Origin of the sequence: Streptomyces sp. NPDC051907, assembly GCF_040681075.1 — a bacterium.
GTDB lineage: Bacteria > Actinomycetota > Actinomycetes > Streptomycetales > Streptomycetaceae > Streptomyces.
Genome location: NZ_JBFAYB010000017.1, coordinates 17,373 through 33,368, shown reverse-complemented (window position 1 = coordinate 33,368; position 15,996 = coordinate 17,373). Strand labels below are relative to the sequence as shown.

Sequence of the window (15,996 nt, the reverse complement as noted above, 5' to 3'; positions counted from 1 at the left end):
CGGAGGGCGGAGGGCGATGACGGACAGCAGCGGCAGCGGTCGCGACGGAGATGAGACGGGGCTGCCCGCGAGCCTCGAAGCCGCGTGGGGCCTGCGCGAGCGCCCGTCGAAGGGCCCCAAGCCCGGCCTCAGCCTGGACCGGATCGTCGAGGCGGCGGTCTCCCTCGCGGCGGCCGAGGGGCTCGCGGCGGTCTCCATGGGGCGGGTCGCCAAGGAGCTCGGCGTCTCGACGATGTCGCTCTACCGGTACGTCGCCGCGAAGGACGAGCTCTACATCCTGATGCAGGAGGCGGCCACGGGAGCGCCGCCAGCGCCCCCCGGGCCCGAGGCGGGCTGGCGGGAGGCGCTGACGGCATGGGCGTGGGCGCAGCGCGAGGTGGTCCACCGCAACCTCTGGATGCTCCGCATCCCGATCTCAGGCCCCCCGGCCTCCCCCAACTCGGTGGCCTGGTGGGAACAGGGCCTCCAGGCGCTCGAGTCCACCGGGCTGAGCGAGGGCGAGAAGATCTCGGTCGTCCTGCTCGTCGGCGGTTTCGTCCGGAACGAGGCGCTGCTGATGGCGGACCTCGGCGCGGCGATGGCGGCGAGCGGCCTGACCCCCGAACAGACGCTGACCCGCACGGCGACCACCTTGAAACGCCTGACGGACCCGGAACGCCACCCGGCGCTGGTCCGCCTGCTGGAGTCGAACGTGCTGTACGAGGCGGATTCGCCGGACTACGAGTTCAGGTGGGGGTTGGAGAGGGTGCTGGATGGGGTGGACGTGCTGATCGCTGGGCGCGGCGGCGGCTGTCCCCCACCCCGCCCGGTTCCGTAACTGGGGGCTCCGCCCCCAAAACCAGCCCCGCTGGCGTTTGAGGCGCGCATTCAGCCCCCCCGGCGATTGAGGCGCAAACTCAGCCTCGCCGGCGTTTGAGGCGCGGGGTCCGGGGCAGCGCCCCGCGGGCTGCCCGCGCAGGGCACGCACCCGCGCCCCCGGGGGGCGCCCTCGTACGGCCTTCGGCCGTGTCCTCAATCGCCGGACGGGCTGGGTTTCCCCGGCGATTGAGGCGCAGGGTCCGGGGCAGCGCCCCGCGGCTGCCCGCACCCCACCCCCCTCACTCCGTTCGCAGGAGAACCTTCCCCACCAGACCCCTCCCCTCGATCGCCCGGTGCGCCTCCGCCGCACCCGACAGGGGGAACGTCTCGGCGATCACCGGACGCAGGCCGCCCTCCGCCGCCAAGCGGAGGGCGTGAGCCGCGAGGCGGGTGTACTCCTCGTCCGGCAGTTGAAGCTCGGCGATGCCCGTCAGCTTGACTCCCCGGCGCGCCGCCTCCGCCTCGTCGACCGGCGCGAAGCCGCCCGTCGGCGCGCCGTGCGCCGAGAAGCGGCCGCCGTCGGCGGTCAACGGGAACGCGGCCAGGCCGACTTCGCCGCCGACGCCGTCCAGCACCACGTCCGCTCCGGCCGGGCCGAGCGCCGAACGGGCCTGGTCGGTCCAGTCAGGGCGCGCCCCGTCGACGACGGCGTCCGCGCCCAACTCCCGTACCAGCGCCGTCTTCCGCTCGCCCCGCGCCACCGCGACGACCCGCGCGCCCGCCGCCTTCGCCAGCTGGACCAGCAGGACGCCCATGCCGCCCGACGCGCCCAGGATCAGCACCCGTTCGCCGGCTGCGATGCCGGTGGCCTCCATCAGGGCGGTGGCGGTGACGCCGTCGTGGGCCAGGGCCGCGGCCTCGCGCAGTCCGAGCCCGTCGGGGACGGCGACGAGCTTGGCGGCGTCGGCCGCGGCCTGCTCGGCGTAGCCGCCGGTGAAGCCGAGGGCGGTGACGACGCGGCGGCCGACCCACGACTCGTCCACGCCGTCGCCGACCGTCCGCACGGTCCCGGCGACGCCGCCGCCGGGAACGTACGGCGGCTCGACCGGGAAGTACCCGTCGAACGCCCCCGCCCGCACCTGCGTCTCCACGAAGATCGTGTCGATGTGGGAGACGGCGACCACCGCCTGGCCGGGCCCCGCCTGCGGGTTCGGGGCTTCCGCCGGGACGAGGACCTCCGGGCCGCCGAACTCGCTCACCTGTGCCACGCGCATGCTGTCCACTCCCCCTGTCAGGGCGGGCGTCTCCGGATTCTCCGGCGCCCGCAGCAAGAGTCTGGAACCTCAAGACGGCTTGAGGTCAAGGGGTTCTCGCCGTCGACGTAGGCTGCGGAGCATGAGTGCTGACGAGGGTGGAATGGGTCTGCGCGAGCGCAAGAAGCGACTGACGTACAGCGCCATCTCGGACGCCGCCATCGGGCTGTTCCTGGAGAGGGGCTTCGACCGGGTGTCCGTCGCCGAGGTCGCCGCCGCCGCGGACGTCTCCAAGCCGACCCTCTTCCGGTACTTCCCGGCGAAGGAGGACCTGGTCCTGCACCGGTTCGCCGACCACGAGGACGAGGCCGCCCGGGTCGTCGCGGGCCGGCCCGCCGGCGTCTCCCCGCTGGACGCGCTGCACCGGCGCCTCCTCGACGGCCTGGAGCGCCGCGACCCGATCACCGGACTCAACGACGACGTGAACGTGCTCGCCTTCCAGCGCATGCTGTACGGGACTCCGAGCCTGGTGGCCGGTATGCACGGGTACCAGCGCCGGTCCGAGGAGGCGCTCGCGCGGGCCCTGGGCGGGACCCTGGGCGACGGCGTCGGCGCGCGTCTCGCGGCCGGGCAGATCGTCGCCGTGCAGCGGATCCTCGCCGAGGAGAACGTGCGGCGGATCGCGGCGGGGGAGAGCGCCGACCAGGTCCTGCCGGAGGCGGTCGACGCGGCGGAGCTGGCCTTCGCGCAGCTGCGCAGGGGCCTGGGGCAGATCTCGTAGAACTCAGTAAAAAATGTAACTCGGTTACGTTATTCTCGATGGAATGACGGCACTCGAGCATGCACTCAGCGAGGAACGCGACTACCACGACGCCTGCCGCGCCGCGATGACCGCCATGGTCGACGGCGCCGCCCACCACGTCGTCACCGGAGCGGACGTCTCCGCGTCCGGCGCCGACGCCGAAGCCCTCGGCTACTACCTGCGCAGCTACGCCAAGGAGCTGCGCGAACTGCCCGAGAGCCCCCTCTTCTTCGGCAGACTCGACCAGGAGGACGGCCAGAGCCACCACATCGGCCGCCGCCGCGTCTCCGAGCACCCCGCCGCCCCGCCCCTGGTGGTCGACTGGCGCGCACCCGTCTCGCGCGCCTTCTACCAGGCGAGCGCCCGCGATCCGCAGGGCGTGCTGGTACGCCGCCGCTTCGGCTGGGCGCCCTGGAGCAAGGGCGACTCGGCGGACCTGACCAGCTTCGAGGACGAACACCTGGCGGCGGGCGAGCCGGGCGGGCCCGCGGCAGCCGGCGGGCGGGCTAGGCGTGCGGCAGCCAGCGACCCGGGCGGGCCCGCGTCAGCCAGCAGGCCGGGCGGGCCGGGCAGCGCACCCGCCGCACACTCGAACAGCGCGATCGCCCCAATCCCGGGGCCGGACAGCGCACCCGCCCCAGTCCCGGACACCGCACCCGCCCCAGTCCCGGCCAGCCCACTCGCCCCCGCCCCCGCCAGCGCCATCGTCGCCGGCGAGATCGAGCGCCCGCGCGTCGGCCCGATGCGGGACATCGCCGCCACCATCCAGCCCGAGCAGGACGACCTCGTACGGTCCGGGCTGACCGAGACCCTCTGCGTGCAGGGCGCGCCCGGCACCGGCAAGACGGCGGTCGGCCTGCACCGCGCCGCGTACCTCCTCTACACCTATCCGCAGCGCATCCAGCGCCGCGGGCTGCTGATCCTCGGCCCCAACCGCACCTTCCTCTCCTACATCGCCGAAGTGCTGCCCTCGCTCGGCGAGGTCGGCGTCCGGCAGTCGACGATCGACGAGGAGATCGCCCGCCACCCGGTGGGGTACGAGGACGGCGAGGGGGCCGCCGCCGTCAAGCACGACGCCCGGATGGCGGACGTCCTGCACCGCGCGCTGTACGCGAGGGTGTCGCCGCCCGCCGACGAGGTGGCCGTGCCCGACGGCTCGTACCGCTGGCGCGTCCCGCTCGACGAGCTGGAGCGGATCGTCGCCCAGGTGCGGGCGGAGGCGCCGCCGTACGCCGTCGGCCGCGAGCGCGTCCGCAGCCGCGTCGTACGAGCCGTCCAGCTCCAGGCGGAGCGGCGGGCCGGGCCGATGGGCAACGCGTGGGTGCAGAAGATCGGCAGGGCGCGCCCGGTCTCCGCCTTCGTCGACGCGGCCTGGCCGAAGGCGCGGCCGGAGGAGGTGCTGGCGGACCTGCTCGCCGACCCCGCCGATCCGCTCCTCACCGCGCGCGAGCAGGAGGCGATCCGCTGGGCGAGGCCCCCGCGTTCGTACCGCTCGGCGAAGTGGTCGGCGGCGGACCTCGTACTGCTCGACGAGCTCGCGGGCCTGATCGAACGGCCCGACGGCTACGGCCATGTCGTCGTCGACGAGGCGCAGGACCTCTCCCCGATGCAGTGCCGCGCGATCGGCCGCCGGGCCGGCTTCGGCTCGCTGACCGTCCTCGGCGACCTCGCCCAGGGCACCACCCCCTGGGCGGCCCGCAGCTGGCCCGGCCAACTCGCCCACCTCGGCAAGGAAGACGCCCCGGTCGTCCCGCTGACGACCGGGTTCCGCGTCCCGGCGGCGATCGTGGCCCTGGCGAACCGGCTGGTCACGGCGTTGGACGTGGACGTACCGCCGGCGCGGTCGCTGCGCGCCGACGGCCGGTTGGCGATCCGCCGCGTGGACGACCTCGCCGCGGCCACGGTCGACGCGGTGCGGGCGGCCCTGGCGTACGAGGGCTCGATCGGCGTGATCGCGACCGCCCCGGACGCCGCCCGGCTGCGCGCGGCCCTCACGGCGGCGGGCATCGCGACGGCGTCGGCGGACGAGCTGTCGGCGGACGCCCGCGTCACGGTCCTCCCGGCGAGCGTGGCCAAGGGGCTGGAGTACGACCATGTGGTGGTCGCCGAGCCGTCCTCGATCGCGGGATCGGAGCGGCGGGGGCTGCACCGGCTGTACGTGGTCCTGACGCGGGCTGTCTCGCGCCTTGACGTCCTGCACACGGGCGCGCTCCCCGCCGAACTCGGCGCGGACTGACGGGGGAGGGGGCGGGCTGCGGGCGAAGTACGGGCGGGGAGCTGGCGGAGTGCCCGCCCCACGGCCAATGGCCCTGACTAGGGTGATCCCCATGAACTCGCTGACGGTGAACGGCACTTCGATCCGCTACGACGACCAGGGCCCTGCCGACGGTACGCCCGTCGTCCTCGTTCACGGTCATCCCTTCGACCGCAGCATGTGGGCCCCGCAGACCGCCGCGCTCACGGCCGCCGGCTACCGGGTGATCGCCGCCGATCTGCGCGGATACGGCGAGAGCGCGGTCGTCCCCGGAGTCACCGAGTTCGCGGACTTCGCCCGGGACACCGCCGCCGTGCTCGACCGGGTCGGCGTGGAGAGGGCCGTGGTCGGCGGGCTGTCCATGGGCGGGCAGATCGCCATGGAGTTCCACCGGCTCTTTCCGCAGCGTGTGAGCGCCCTCGTCCTCGCCGACACCTCTCCGGTCGCCGAGACGGAGGAGGGCAAGGCGGTCCGCAACGCCATGGCCGACCGGCTGCTCGCCGATGGGATGGGCGGCTACGCGGACGAGGTGATCGCCAAGATGATCGCCCCGTACAACGTCGCCGCGCTCCCCGAGGTCGCCCGGCACGTCCTCGGCATGATGCGCTCCACCGCCCCCGAGGGCGCGGCGGCGGCCCTGCGCGGGCGGGCCGAGCGGCCGGACCACCGGCAGTCGCTGGCCGCGGCGACCGTGCCGGCGCTGGTCGTGGTCGGCGAGGACGACACGTACACGCCCGTCGACGAGGCGCGGGCCATGGCGGCGCTGATCCCGCGCTCCGCGCTCGATGTCATCGAGGGCGCGGCCCATATGCCCAACCTCGAACGCCCGGCGGCCTTCAACGACGTGCTGCTCCGCTTCCTGTCACATCCTCTGGGTTTCGTTCGTCAGCGCTCTGAAGAACCGCGACGAGGGATGTGAGCGATGGACGCGAACCAGAACGAGGACGCGAACGCGAACGGAAACGGGGACGTGCACGGAAACGGGAACGAGTTTCTGGCGGAGCGCTTCGAGGCGCACCGGACCCATCTGAGAGCGGTGGCGTACCGGATGCTCGGCTCGCTGAGCGAGGCGGACGACGCGGTGCAGGAGGCCTGGCTGCGGCTGGACCGCGCCGACACGAGCGACGTCGAGAACCTGGGCGGCTGGCTGACGACGGTGGTCGGGCGGGTCTGCCTGGACATGCTGCGCTCGCGCAGGTCGAGGGGCGAGGAGTCCCTGGACGTACGCGTCCCCGACCCGGTGGTCGGCAGCCCGGACGGCGTCGACCCCGAGCACCAGGCGCTGCTGGCCGACTCGGTGGGCCTGGCGCTGCTGGTCGTTCTGGAGACGCTGTCTCCCGCGGAGCGCCTCGCGTTCGTGCTGCACGACATGTTCGCGGTGCCGTTCGACGAGATCGCCCCCATGGTGGGCCGTACGCCGACGGCGGCGCGGCAGCTGGCGAGCCGGGCCCGCCGACGGGTGCAGGGCGCGGCCGCCGCGCCGGTCGACGATCTGGCGCGTCAGCGGGAGGTCGTGGACGCGTTCCTCGCGGCGGCCAGGGGCGGCGACTTCGACGCGCTGGTCTCGCTGCTCGACCCCGAGGCAGTGCTCCGCGCCGACACGGGCGCGGACATGCTCGGCATGGCCCGGGAGGTCCGGGGCGCGACGGCGGTCGCCGGCCGGGCGCTCATGTTCCAGCACGCCTCCCGCTTCGCGCGGCCCGCTCTGGTCAACGGCGGGGCCGGCGTGGTCACGGTGGTCGACGGCCGGCCGATGGCGGTCATGGGCTTCACGATCGCGGGCGGCAAGATCGTCGAGATCGACATCCTGGCGGACCCGGAGCGGGTGGGCCGCCTGGACTTGGCCGTCCTCGACGACTGAGCCGGGGCCGACGGCGGGGGACGAGGGGACGTGGGGTCCCGGGGGCGCGGGGCCGGCTCCGTCTCCCCGCCCCCTTCCCCGTCCCCCCCTCCCTCCATCCCCTACTTCGCGTCGTACTCCACCCGCGCCTGCTCGACCTCGTCCAGATGGCCGGCGGACCACTCGGCCAGGGTCGCGAACAGCGGCGCGAGGCTGCGGCCCAGTTCGCTGATCTCGTACTCGACCCTCGGCGGGACCTCGGAGTAGTAGGTGCGCAGGACGAGCCCGTCGCGCTCCAGCTGCCGCAGCCGCTGGGTCAGCACCTTGGGGGTGATCGTGCCGATGCGGCGCTCCAGCTCCACGAAGCGCTGGCGTCCGTACTCGTGGAGCGCCCACAGGATCGGCGTGGTCCACCGGCTGAAGACGATGTCGACCACCGGGGAGATGGGGCAGGCCTGTTGGGCGCCGGTCCAGGCAGGGGCCGCAGGGACGCCGCCGCCGGTCGCCGTACGAGTCGTGGGAGGTGTGGCGTCGGTCACAAAGAGCCCCTCTCTCCATTACTTTCCTCTAGGTACCTACTATGCCTGCGCCAGTAGCTTTCGTTGAGTACGTGGACAAGCCAAGTCCGCGTAGGAATCGACGACTTGGAGCGAACATGATCGTGGTGACGGGAGCGACGGGCAATGTCGGGCGGCCGCTGGTGCGGGCGCTGGCGGCGGCGGGCGAGCAGGTGACGGCCGTCTCGCGAGGGGTCGGTGCGCCTGATGTGCCCGAGGGGGTACGGCGGGTGCGGGCGGACCTGGGCGATGCGGAGAGCCTCAAGCCCGCGCTCGACGGGGCCGACGCGCTGTTCCTGATGGCCTCCGGCGAGCTGCTGGCGACCGGCGGCGACCCGAGCGGCGTCCTTGAGGCGGCACGGGCGGCCGGGCTGCGGCGGGTCGTCTACCTGTCCTCCCTGGGCGTCGGGACCGGCCGCCACTCCCCGGGGCTGGAGGACGTCGTCAAGCGGTCGGGCCTGGAGTGGACGATGCTGAGGCCGGGCAACTTCGCCTCCAACGCCTTCGCGTGGGCCGAGTCGGTCCGGACGCGACGAGCCGTCGCCGCGCCCTTCGGCGACGTCGCGCTGCCCGCCGTGGACCCCGAGGACATCGCCGGAGTCGCCGCGGTCGCGCTGCGCGAGGACGGCCACGCAGGCGCGTCGTACGAGCTGACCGGCCCGGCCGCCCTGACGCCTCGGCAGCAGGCCGCGGCGATCGGCGACGCGCTGGGCGAGCCGGTGGACTTCGTCGAGCAGACCCGTGCGGAGGCGCGGGCGCAGATGCTCCACTTCATGCCCGAGCCGGTGGTGGAGGTCACCCTCGGCATCCTGGGCACGCCGTCGCCCGCCGAGCAGCGGGTGAGCCCGGACGTCGAACGCGTCACGGGCCGCCCGCCGCGCGCCTTCGCCGAGTGGGCGGCGCGCAACGTCGCGGCCTTCAAGTGACCGGTGCCGGAGGGCGTCGGCCGACCAGTGCACATCGACGCTGAACTGGCGCACGTCGACGCTGGACTAGCTCACGTCGACGCTGAAGCAGGAGAACGCGGTGTCCTCCAGCAGCTCCGGCGTGACGGCGGCGCCGGTCAGATGCTCGGCGAGGGCGAACGCCGCCAAGGGGGAGAGGTCGTGCTCGGGGCTGTCCTCTCCGAAGTGGAACCCGATGCGGTGCATGGCGTCCAGCAGCCCGTCGGGGGCGGCGCCCCACCGCTCGTCGGGGAACATCGGCTCGAACGAGAGGCGCCGCTCGCAGTCCTCGGCCCAGAGGAACGCGTCGACGCCGTTGACGTTGACGAAGTGCGACACCCAGCGCGTTCCCGCCGAGGCGGGCAGGGCCCTGTCCTCGGTGACCCCGAGATATCCGTTGGGCTCGATCAGCAGGGTCCAGGACCCGACGGCGGTCATGGCGATGAGCTGACGTCTGCCGTCGGACTCCTGCGACAGCTCGTAGGCCGCCTCCACGACCGCGTCCACTCCGGTCAGCGCGGGCTCGTCCCGTCCGTCGAGGCGGCGGAGCAGGTCGGTCGGCGCCACGTCCTGTATGAGCGTGCAGCAATAGGCTTCCGCGAGCTCCGGGAAGCGCTCTTCGAACCACAGGTAGTCGGCGGCGGTCGTTGTCGTCATGCCCGAGATCCTCGCCGACGCCACTGACACCGGCGCCGATGCCACTGACACCGGCGCCACTGCCACGGGTGCCACTGACACCGGCCGCTCGAGCTGGGGACAGCCAGCCGGGGTTGACCCTCCCACCGATGTGAAGGCTTAACGTCGCGTCACAGCCCGCGTTTCGCGCGTACGTCGTCGTCGTCACCGCCAGCCGACGTCCGCTCGAATCCGTACCGATGGAGAGCCCCATGACCACTATCGCCGTCCCCAGCGGCGGTCCGGCAGCGACCGACCGCTCGTTCCTCTTCGTCCTGGGCAGCTCCCGCCCCGACGGCAACTCCGAGATCCTCGCGCGCGCCGCTGCCGAGCAGCTGCCCACGGGCATACGGCAGCGCTGGGTGGACCTGGCCTCGCTGCCGTTGCCCGACTTCCAGGACGGGCGGCACGAGACCGACTCCTGGTCAGCTGGGGAGAACGAGGAGTCGCTGCGGCAGGCCACCCTGGAGGCGACCGACATCGTCCTCGTCTCGCCCCTGTACTGGTACAACCTCTCCGCGCAGACCAAGCGCTACCTCGACTACTGGTCGGGCTGGCTGACGGCGCCGGGCTCGGACTTCAAGAAGCGGATGGCGGGCCGGACCCTGTGGGGGGTGACGGTCATGGCGGACGACGACGAGGTCGTCGCCGGCGGGATGGCGACGACGCTCAACCACACGGCGGCGTATCTGCGGATGCGATTCGGCGGGGTGCTGCTGGGCAACGGCTCCCGGCCCGGCCAGGTGCGGGACGACAGGCGGGCGGTGCTCCGGGCCAAGACGTTCTTCCAGGGCGAGACCCCGCTCGCCCGGTTCCCCTACGAGGAGGGGGCCGGGGAGCGGTAGCCGACGCCGCCCGCCGCTCCGACGCCGCCCGCCCCCTGTGGACCGCGCCCGCCGCCCACCCGCCGACGGGCCTCAGCGCCGGCCGAGGACCTCGGCGATCCGGATGAACCCGTCCGCGCCGTGCCCCTGTCCGACGGCGCGGCGGGCCATGCCCTCGGCCGCACGCATCACCCCGGCGTCGATGCCATGGGCCTCGGAGGTGTGCACGATGTGGGCCATGGACGACACAGCCGAGGTGAGCGGGTTGCCCTCGCCGGAGAACGTGCCGTTGTCCAGCTCCTCGGCGGCCTCCTCGAAGGCGGGCGGGAGGATCGCGCCGATGCCCTTGGCGAAGGGCGCGAGCTCCCGTGCGGTGATGCCCTCGGCCCTCGCCACGGCCAGGGCGTGCACACAGCCCGCCATCGCGGTCCAGAAGATGTCGAGCAGCGCGATGTCGTAGGCCGCCGCGCGCCCGATGTCCTCGCCGAGGTGGGTGTGGGCGCCGCCGAGCGCCTCCAGTACGGGCAGATGCTCCTGGTAGAGCTCCTGCGGACCGCTATGGATGAACACCGCGTGCGGGGTCCCGATGGTCGCGGTCGGCGTCATGATCGCGCCGTCCAGATACCGGATGCCGTGCGCGGCCGCCCAGTCCGCCGTCTCCCGGGCCCGGGCCGGGGTGTCGGCGGTCAGGTTCACGACGGTGCGCCCCTTGAGCGCCTCGGCGACCGCGTCACGCCGCAGCACGGCGTCCGACGCGTCGTAGTTCACGACGCAGACCACGATCAGCCCGCTCGCGGCGACCGCTTCCTCGGCCGATCGGGCGCCGACCGCGCCCCGCTCCACCAGGTCCTGGTCCTTGCCCGGCGTCCGGTTCCAGACGGTGGTCCGCAGACCCGCGTCGAGGAAGGCGCCGGCCAGAGACCGGCCCATCGGCCCCAGTCCGAGCACGGTGACGGCAGACTGTTCAGAGGATGTGGACATGGCTCAACTCCCTTAAAAATAGCGACACATATGAACGAATAGGACGGAAATGACGCGCAGTCGTGCCCAGGACACGAGTGCCTGTGGAGTAACCGCAGCGATCGCCGTCATCGACGGCAAGTGGAAGACGGACCTGCTCTGGCTGCTGGAGTCGGGCCCGCACCGCCCCGGCGAACTGCGCCGCCGGCTGACGGGCCTCAGCGAGAAGGTGCTGACTCAGGCCCTGCGCGAGATGGAGGCGGACGGCCTGGTGCACCGGGAGACGTACGACGTGCTGCCGCTGAAGACCCTGTACTCCCTGACGCCGTTCGGCCGGGAGCTCTCCGAACTGCTGGAGCCCCTCTCCGACTGGGGCCACCGCCGTATGGAGAGGCTCGCCGAGGCCGAATCAGCCTCCTGAAGCGACACGACACTCTCCTTCTCACCTGGATCGGGGCCCGGCTGACCGCCCCTCACTAGACTCGCCGCCCAGTGATCCACTGCCAAGTACCCACAAAAAAGTGGCCACTGCGACCACGAGCGGCGTCGGGCGCGGCTGCGGCGGGCCGGACGGCTCGGGGCGCGCGACGGCTGTCCGGCCCGGCTCGGCTGTGACTCGCAGCGATTGTTGTCACCGATGACGCCCGCTGACCTGGGCGGTTTTCCGAGGATCTCAGCGCTTTCTGTCACCGGATGCGCGCAGTAGTTGTCACTTCTGGGCTGTTCTCAATCATGTTGTCACCAGCTCCGGAGAATCTCCTCGTGCTCGTCAACGGTGCGGGTTCGCTGGAGCTGTGGACGGAGCACGTTCTCGCGTACATCTTCCGCCCAGGGGCGAGACCCAGGGGCCGTCCTCGTGGTCGTATCGCTGGACGGAGTCACCGGGTACGGACTGTCCCAGGAGCAACGTCACGATGTCAGCGAGCTGCTCGGCCCGATCGTCGTACGAGGCGGTCTCGTCTCGGCGCCACTGGCCGTACTGAGCCAGCAAGTCCTGTACGTCTTCCATTGGCTGATCCCCCGTTCGTCCTGGTCACCGTAGTGGCCACGGTGCCTCGCTCGCAGGGGAAAGGTTCGTGATCAGCCCTGTGCAGATGGTTGCTCGGCACCCCGTGGCCGCCGCAAGCGATGCCCGCCAGGGCGACGCCGTCCTGAGGTAACGGGAATGAACACCGCAGCCGTCGGGGCGGTTCTCTGCCCGAAGGGTGTTCTGAACGGCACCACCGTGGCGTGTGGGCCCGTCTAGTGCACTTCCGGTGCCTGGCTCACGGTGAAGGGGTTACCTGCTTTTCCCAGGTCAGGTGCCTGGTCTTGGTGTTAGCCTGCGGCGATGAGCAGTTCTGTCTCCGGCTTGGTGCCGGTGCACATTGGACAGCCGGAGCCCGGATCCGAGCGGGATCGGACGTTGAGGCAGTGGCAGGAGCATGGGCGGGACCGTCCTGCACCGATGCGCGTCCCGGCAGACGTGGACTGGCCGAGCCACGGCCTTCAGCCGCGGTGGCTGGGGGCGGAGAGCAGCGACTGCCCCGCAGCTCTGTCGCCGGGCTACTCCCACAACCGGGGTGCCGCGGAGATGAAGCGGCTCCTTGCCGGCGCTCGCCAGCGCGGCGAGATCGCCCTCGTGCTCGCGGTGATCGGGCAGGTCAACGAGGACCGTACGCACAATTCGCTGTGGTCTGGCGACGCGTCCGTGAACGTCGGGGATCTCTTCACGAGCGTCGGCGGGCAGCGCCTCCCCGCCGGGACGCGACCCCAGATCGCGCCGGACTTGAGCGGAGCTGACCGGGACCTGGCGATTCGGTTGCTGACCCGTCCGGAAGGCTCCCCCTGGTGGAGCCTGCACCTGCGCGGCGTACACCTGGAGCGCGGCGATGGCTCCGGCTCTGAGGACCACCCTGCCGAAGGCGCTTTGGACCCCATCCTGGTCGACGCCCTGGGGGACCCGGTAGTCGCCGCATGGACGTCACCTGCGGGCAGCCAGCGCTGGTATGTGATCCCGGACGGCACCAGCTGGGACAACGTGCTGGGCTGGCTGGTCCATCGGGCGCTGCCGGAGTACGTGCCCGGTGCACTGCGTAGGGCGCGGTCGCCGTACTTCGTCGACCCCGATCTGCAGAGCGTCGGTGAACAGACCGCTCGGCAGACCCTGGACAACCTGGAGGCGCAGTACGCCGACGAAAAGCGCCAGTTGGAGCGAACGCTGCGGGAGGCCAAGGAGAAGGCGGAGCCGGTGCGGTACGGGCTGCTGTACGGGAGCGGCTCCGAGCTGGTCAACGCGGTGGCGCAGGTCCTGGCCGACGCTGGGATGCATACCGTCGATCTAGACGAGCAGCTCGGCGGTACGAAGTCAGCCGACCTGCTCGTCAGCGCCGAAGGTGTGTCGGCGCGTCTGGTGGAGGTCAAGGGCGTTTCCGGGCCCGCGCAGGAGCACCTCGTCGGGCATCTCCAACGGCATCTGGAGACCTGGCCGCAGCTGCAGCCGGACGAGCCGGTCTCCGACGGTGTGCTGATCGTCAACCATCAGCACAAGCTGCACCCGTCGGAGAGAACGGCGGAGGTGTACTCGCGGCCGGAGTTCGTCGCCTCGCTGGAGTCGCTGCCGGTGAAGGTGATCAGCACGGTGGAGTTGTTCAACTGGTGGCGTGCCGAGGACTGGACGGCGATCCGTACGGCCGTGCTGGGCGACGCGGCCACCTCTTGGCGGCCGGCGGCGCCGACGAGCCCAGAGCAGTCGCCGTCCGCCCCGCGGCGCCGGTGGTGGACCGGAGGACGTCGCGGGTAGCTGCGAGGGACAAGGCCATACGGTCCCCATGCCTGCCTCGGACAGGACGGCAGACGTTCGCGGTCCCGCGTTCCCTTCGAACGCGACGCCGGACTGCCCGCCTGCCTTGAGCCAGGGGTTCGTTCGGGGCGGCGGACTGCGGCTGGATGGGGATCCGTCGCCACAGTCGCCGTATGGCGCTCAATGAGCAGGGCGGCAATGAGCTCTCGATCCTTCGGCGGCGAGTCCTACGAGCGACGCTGGAGAACGCGAGCAGCCGCGCCGACACAAGTTCGAGCCCGTCATACCGGCGCGAGCACAGTTCTGTCGGCGCACGAAGCCACGCACACGGAACCAGAATAGCGAATTCCGTCACTCCGCTTGCCTAAAGGCAACTCCGTGGGGCGTGTCGCGCATGTGGGGCGACTGTTGTTGGCTGACTTCACCTTTTGGGGATGAGGGTATCGAAATTTCCTACAAGGGTGCTGACTTCGTCTGGACGCTCCTGTGCCCAGATGGCTAGGAACGCGTTGGCGACGACCATTCCGGCTGTGAAATCCAAGTCCTCGCCGATCTGTTCGAAAACGACATGGCGGTCGCGGTTAGTCAAGGCTCGATCGCGAACCACTTGCTTGACCCGCTCCTGCGCGCTGGTCGGAAGCTGCATGGAGACCGTAAGCCTCGCAGCGACGTGCTCCAGGCGCCCTAGTACGACGTCGAAGATGTGGGCCTCGGGATCTCCCTCGCCGGGCAGCGTCCAGATTCGACGCTTGGGATCCGCCTTGTGCGCCTGGTCCCCATCGACGAGGCAGACAGATGGGAAACTCGAAGTGGGGTCAAGGTTGTGCTGCTCGTTGACTTTGATCGCGGGGTCGACTCCCCCCATTCCGTGGATTTTGACCGCATCGAGCTCGATCCCTCCGTGGTAACGAAGCGCAGTTGTCACCAAGAGTTCGGCAAAAGCATCTTCGACGAAGATCGCAAGTTTGGCGTCGATCTGGCCGGTGATGGTTCGAAGTGCTTTGATGTCCAGCTTCCCTTGGAGGACCTCGCCGTTGTAGGCGGCCCAGATAGCTTTAGACGGCAGTGGGTCCAAGGCGTCGTTACTGTGCGTTGAGAAGATGACCTGGCACGACTTGCGCAGGGCCACTTCGATCAGGTATTCCACGATACGGCGAGTGGCGATGGGATGCAGTCCGTTCTCGATCTCCTCGATCAGGATCATTGCCCCATCGGGCGCCTCTTCGATGTCCGAGACGATGCGGATGACGCTGGCTTCGCCAGCCCCGAAGTGAAATTCGGAATACTCGCTGCCGTTGGAGTTTCGGGCTGCGAACATCGTAGCCCTTCCATGCGCGTCGATCGAAAGGCGGTTGCAGCCCTGCATCTCCTTGGCGAGGATCTTCTCCACTGCGGCGACTACCGGAGCTGAAAGAGCCACCTCCTTTTCGGCGACGAACTTGTTTCCTACGGCCTTGACGAGTTCCCTGCGTTCGGTAGCGGGAACTGTGCGCGACACTCCGAAGAGAAGTACGGGACGTACGACCGCCTTGCGATTCCACTTCAGCTGAGGGAAACTCGCTGTCCGCTGTAGGGGAAGGCGTGGGTTGAGCTTCTTGTCGATGATCTCGTACTCGATGACCCAATCCTTCATGCTGGCGTCGTACTTGCCGCTCTTGGCAAAGAAGTCGCCCGGAGCGATGTCCTTATAGGCGATGCCAGCAGCTCCGAGGATGGTCGTCTTGCCGCCGCCGTTGGGCCCCACTACTGCGGTGACGGGAAAGTCGAAGCTGACAACTCGATCTTTGAACCCGCGTACTCGCTTCAGCGTGATCCGACGCAGGTAAGCCCCGTAGTTGGTTGAGGCGACCTTCTCTTCGAGGCGCCGGATGTCGCCTTCGCGGATCTCGCTCCGGAAGCTGGCCATGGAGTCCGTCCCTACGCTTGTGGATGGCCTACCGCACTATGTGCGCGCGAGAGGGGGGTCGCCTCGCGCGATCCGAGCGTTACTTTACTCCTCTTGGGCGCGCAAGGGTGTGTGGTTCGAGCGCTTAAGGCTGCCTCGACGAGGCTCGCCGTGGGCTATGTGGCGATGTCTCAGGCGGGGTCCATTCGGCTCATGCGGCAGGCCTTCCGGGACCCTGTCAGCTTCGCTGGGAACGGACCGGGGTGGTCGCCCGGAGCGCGCGCCGCGCGGCGTGGAGGAGGTGTGTCCGGTCTTCGAGTGCATGCGCTTTCCCAGTGGAGCTCGTCCGGGTGATCGTCCTCTGGCTCGTCGAGTGACGCGGCGTGCCGGCTCCTCGCGCTACGGGTTATGGAGAGGGGGGC

The 15,996-nt window shown here is 70.9% G+C and carries 15 protein-coding genes; 10 read left to right on the top strand and 5 right to left on the bottom strand.

Going from position 1 to position 15,996, the window contains the following annotated elements:
• Positions 1-16 precede the first annotated feature (16 nt).
• Complete coding sequence (locus tag AB0M39_RS12875; RefSeq protein ID WP_365363281.1) at positions 17-817, top strand: TetR/AcrR family transcriptional regulator; 801 nt, start codon at positions 17-19, stop codon at positions 815-817.
• Positions 818-1,097: 280 nt separating this feature from the next.
• Here AB0M39_RS12875 and AB0M39_RS12870 read toward each other — a convergent pair whose 3' ends face one another.
• The gene (locus AB0M39_RS12870) at positions 1,098-2,072 is read right to left on the bottom strand and encodes a zinc-binding dehydrogenase (RefSeq protein WP_365363279.1); all 975 of its coding nucleotides are present in this window, start codon (positions 2,070-2,072) and stop codon (positions 1,098-1,100) included.
• Positions 2,073-2,193: 121 nt separating this feature from the next.
• On the opposite strand from AB0M39_RS12870, the gene AB0M39_RS12865 reads away from it, so the two are divergent.
• The 4 genes from AB0M39_RS12865 to AB0M39_RS12850 all read left to right on the top strand — a co-directional run bounded on the left by AB0M39_RS12865 (position 2,194) and on the right by AB0M39_RS12850 (position 6,968).
• The gene (locus AB0M39_RS12865; RefSeq protein WP_365363277.1) at positions 2,194-2,832 is read left to right on the top strand and encodes a TetR family transcriptional regulator; all 639 of its coding nucleotides are present in this window, start codon (positions 2,194-2,196) and stop codon (positions 2,830-2,832) included.
• A gap of 43 nt (positions 2,833-2,875) precedes the next feature.
• Positions 2,876-5,089: an AAA family ATPase gene (locus tag AB0M39_RS12860; protein ID WP_365363275.1), complete on the top strand. Its 2,214-nt coding sequence runs from the start codon at positions 2,876-2,878 to the stop codon at positions 5,087-5,089.
• 91 nt (positions 5,090-5,180) lie between these two features.
• A complete protein-coding gene (locus tag AB0M39_RS12855) occupies positions 5,181-6,026 on the top strand; it encodes an alpha/beta hydrolase (RefSeq protein WP_365363273.1) in 846 nt (281 codons plus the stop codon).
• Between the two features lie 3 nt (positions 6,027-6,029).
• On the top strand, positions 6,030-6,968 hold the full coding sequence (locus AB0M39_RS12850; protein WP_365363271.1) for a sigma-70 family RNA polymerase sigma factor: 939 nt from the start codon (positions 6,030-6,032) through the stop codon (positions 6,966-6,968).
• 101 nt (positions 6,969-7,069) lie between these two features.
• Here the strand turns inward: AB0M39_RS12850 and AB0M39_RS12845 are convergent, their stop codons facing one another.
• Positions 7,070-7,393 carry a helix-turn-helix domain-containing protein gene (locus AB0M39_RS12845; RefSeq protein WP_365363403.1) on the bottom strand — a complete coding sequence of 108 codons (324 nt, stop codon included), beginning with the start codon at positions 7,391-7,393 and terminating at the stop codon, positions 7,070-7,072.
• Between the two features lie 209 nt (positions 7,394-7,602).
• Between AB0M39_RS12845 and AB0M39_RS12840 the strand changes: the two genes are divergently transcribed.
• A complete protein-coding gene (locus AB0M39_RS12840) occupies positions 7,603-8,430 on the top strand; it encodes an NAD(P)H-binding protein (RefSeq protein ID WP_365363269.1) in 828 nt (275 codons plus the stop codon).
• 66 nt (positions 8,431-8,496) lie between these two features.
• Here the strand turns inward: AB0M39_RS12840 and AB0M39_RS12835 are convergent, their stop codons facing one another.
• Positions 8,497-9,105, bottom strand: a complete 609-nt coding sequence (locus AB0M39_RS12835; RefSeq protein WP_365363267.1) for a DUF6461 domain-containing protein — start codon at positions 9,103-9,105, stop codon at positions 8,497-8,499.
• 230 nt (positions 9,106-9,335) lie between these two features.
• Here AB0M39_RS12835 and AB0M39_RS12830 point away from each other — a divergent pair, with 230 nt between their 5' ends.
• The gene (locus AB0M39_RS12830) at positions 9,336-9,968 is read left to right on the top strand and encodes an NAD(P)H-dependent oxidoreductase (protein WP_365363265.1); all 633 of its coding nucleotides are present in this window, start codon (positions 9,336-9,338) and stop codon (positions 9,966-9,968) included.
• Between the two features lie 72 nt (positions 9,969-10,040).
• On the opposite strand, the gene AB0M39_RS12825 is transcribed toward AB0M39_RS12830, so the two are convergent.
• On the bottom strand, positions 10,041-10,928 hold the full coding sequence (locus AB0M39_RS12825; protein ID WP_365363263.1) for an NAD(P)-binding domain-containing protein: 888 nt from the start codon (positions 10,926-10,928) through the stop codon (positions 10,041-10,043).
• Between the two features lie 49 nt (positions 10,929-10,977).
• On the opposite strand from AB0M39_RS12825, the gene AB0M39_RS12820 reads away from it, so the two are divergent.
• The 3 genes from AB0M39_RS12820 (at position 10,978) to AB0M39_RS12810 (ending at position 13,689) form a co-directional block, all read left to right on the top strand.
• A complete protein-coding gene (locus tag AB0M39_RS12820; protein WP_365363261.1) occupies positions 10,978-11,328 on the top strand; it encodes a helix-turn-helix domain-containing protein in 351 nt (116 codons plus the stop codon).
• A gap of 435 nt (positions 11,329-11,763) precedes the next feature.
• The gene (locus AB0M39_RS12815) at positions 11,764-11,949 is read left to right on the top strand and encodes a hypothetical protein (protein WP_365363259.1); all 186 of its coding nucleotides are present in this window, start codon (positions 11,764-11,766) and stop codon (positions 11,947-11,949) included.
• Between the two features lie 531 nt (positions 11,950-12,480).
• The gene (locus tag AB0M39_RS12810; protein ID WP_229869432.1) at positions 12,481-13,689 is read left to right on the top strand and encodes a hypothetical protein; all 1,209 of its coding nucleotides are present in this window, start codon (positions 12,481-12,483) and stop codon (positions 13,687-13,689) included.
• A gap of 421 nt (positions 13,690-14,110) precedes the next feature.
• Here the strand turns inward: AB0M39_RS12810 and AB0M39_RS12805 are convergent, their stop codons facing one another.
• Complete coding sequence (locus AB0M39_RS12805; protein ID WP_190126397.1) at positions 14,111-15,595, bottom strand: AAA family ATPase; 1,485 nt, start codon at positions 15,593-15,595, stop codon at positions 14,111-14,113.
• Positions 15,596-15,996 lie beyond the last annotated feature (401 nt).

What these genes read in the sequence shown, in the direction of transcription:
- AB0M39_RS12875 (WP_365363281.1), top strand. Translation starts at nt 17, where the DNA reads ATGACGGACAGCAGCGGCAGCGGTCGCGACGGAGATGAGACGGGGCTG.
- AB0M39_RS12870 (WP_365363279.1), bottom strand. Translation starts at nt 2,072, where the DNA reads ATGCGCGTGGCACAGGTGAGCGAGTTCGGCGGCCCGGAGGTCCTCGTC.
- AB0M39_RS12865 (WP_365363277.1), top strand. Translation starts at nt 2,194, where the DNA reads ATGAGTGCTGACGAGGGTGGAATGGGTCTGCGCGAGCGCAAGAAGCGA.
- AB0M39_RS12860 (WP_365363275.1), top strand. Translation starts at nt 2,876, where the DNA reads ATGACGGCACTCGAGCATGCACTCAGCGAGGAACGCGACTACCACGAC.
- AB0M39_RS12855 (WP_365363273.1), top strand. Translation starts at nt 5,181, where the DNA reads ATGAACTCGCTGACGGTGAACGGCACTTCGATCCGCTACGACGACCAG.
- AB0M39_RS12850 (WP_365363271.1), top strand. Translation starts at nt 6,030, where the DNA reads ATGGACGCGAACCAGAACGAGGACGCGAACGCGAACGGAAACGGGGAC.
- AB0M39_RS12840 (WP_365363269.1), top strand. Translation starts at nt 7,603, where the DNA reads ATGATCGTGGTGACGGGAGCGACGGGCAATGTCGGGCGGCCGCTGGTG.
- AB0M39_RS12835 (WP_365363267.1), bottom strand. Translation starts at nt 9,105, where the DNA reads ATGACGACAACGACCGCCGCCGACTACCTGTGGTTCGAAGAGCGCTTC.
- AB0M39_RS12830 (WP_365363265.1), top strand. Translation starts at nt 9,336, where the DNA reads ATGACCACTATCGCCGTCCCCAGCGGCGGTCCGGCAGCGACCGACCGC.
- AB0M39_RS12825 (WP_365363263.1), bottom strand. Translation starts at nt 10,928, where the DNA reads ATGTCCACATCCTCTGAACAGTCTGCCGTCACCGTGCTCGGACTGGGG.
- AB0M39_RS12820 (WP_365363261.1), top strand. Translation starts at nt 10,978, where the DNA reads ATGACGCGCAGTCGTGCCCAGGACACGAGTGCCTGTGGAGTAACCGCA.
- AB0M39_RS12810 (WP_229869432.1), top strand. Translation starts at nt 12,481, where the DNA reads ATGAAGCGGCTCCTTGCCGGCGCTCGCCAGCGCGGCGAGATCGCCCTC.
- AB0M39_RS12805 (WP_190126397.1), bottom strand. Translation starts at nt 15,595, where the DNA reads ATGGCCAGCTTCCGGAGCGAGATCCGCGAAGGCGACATCCGGCGCCTC.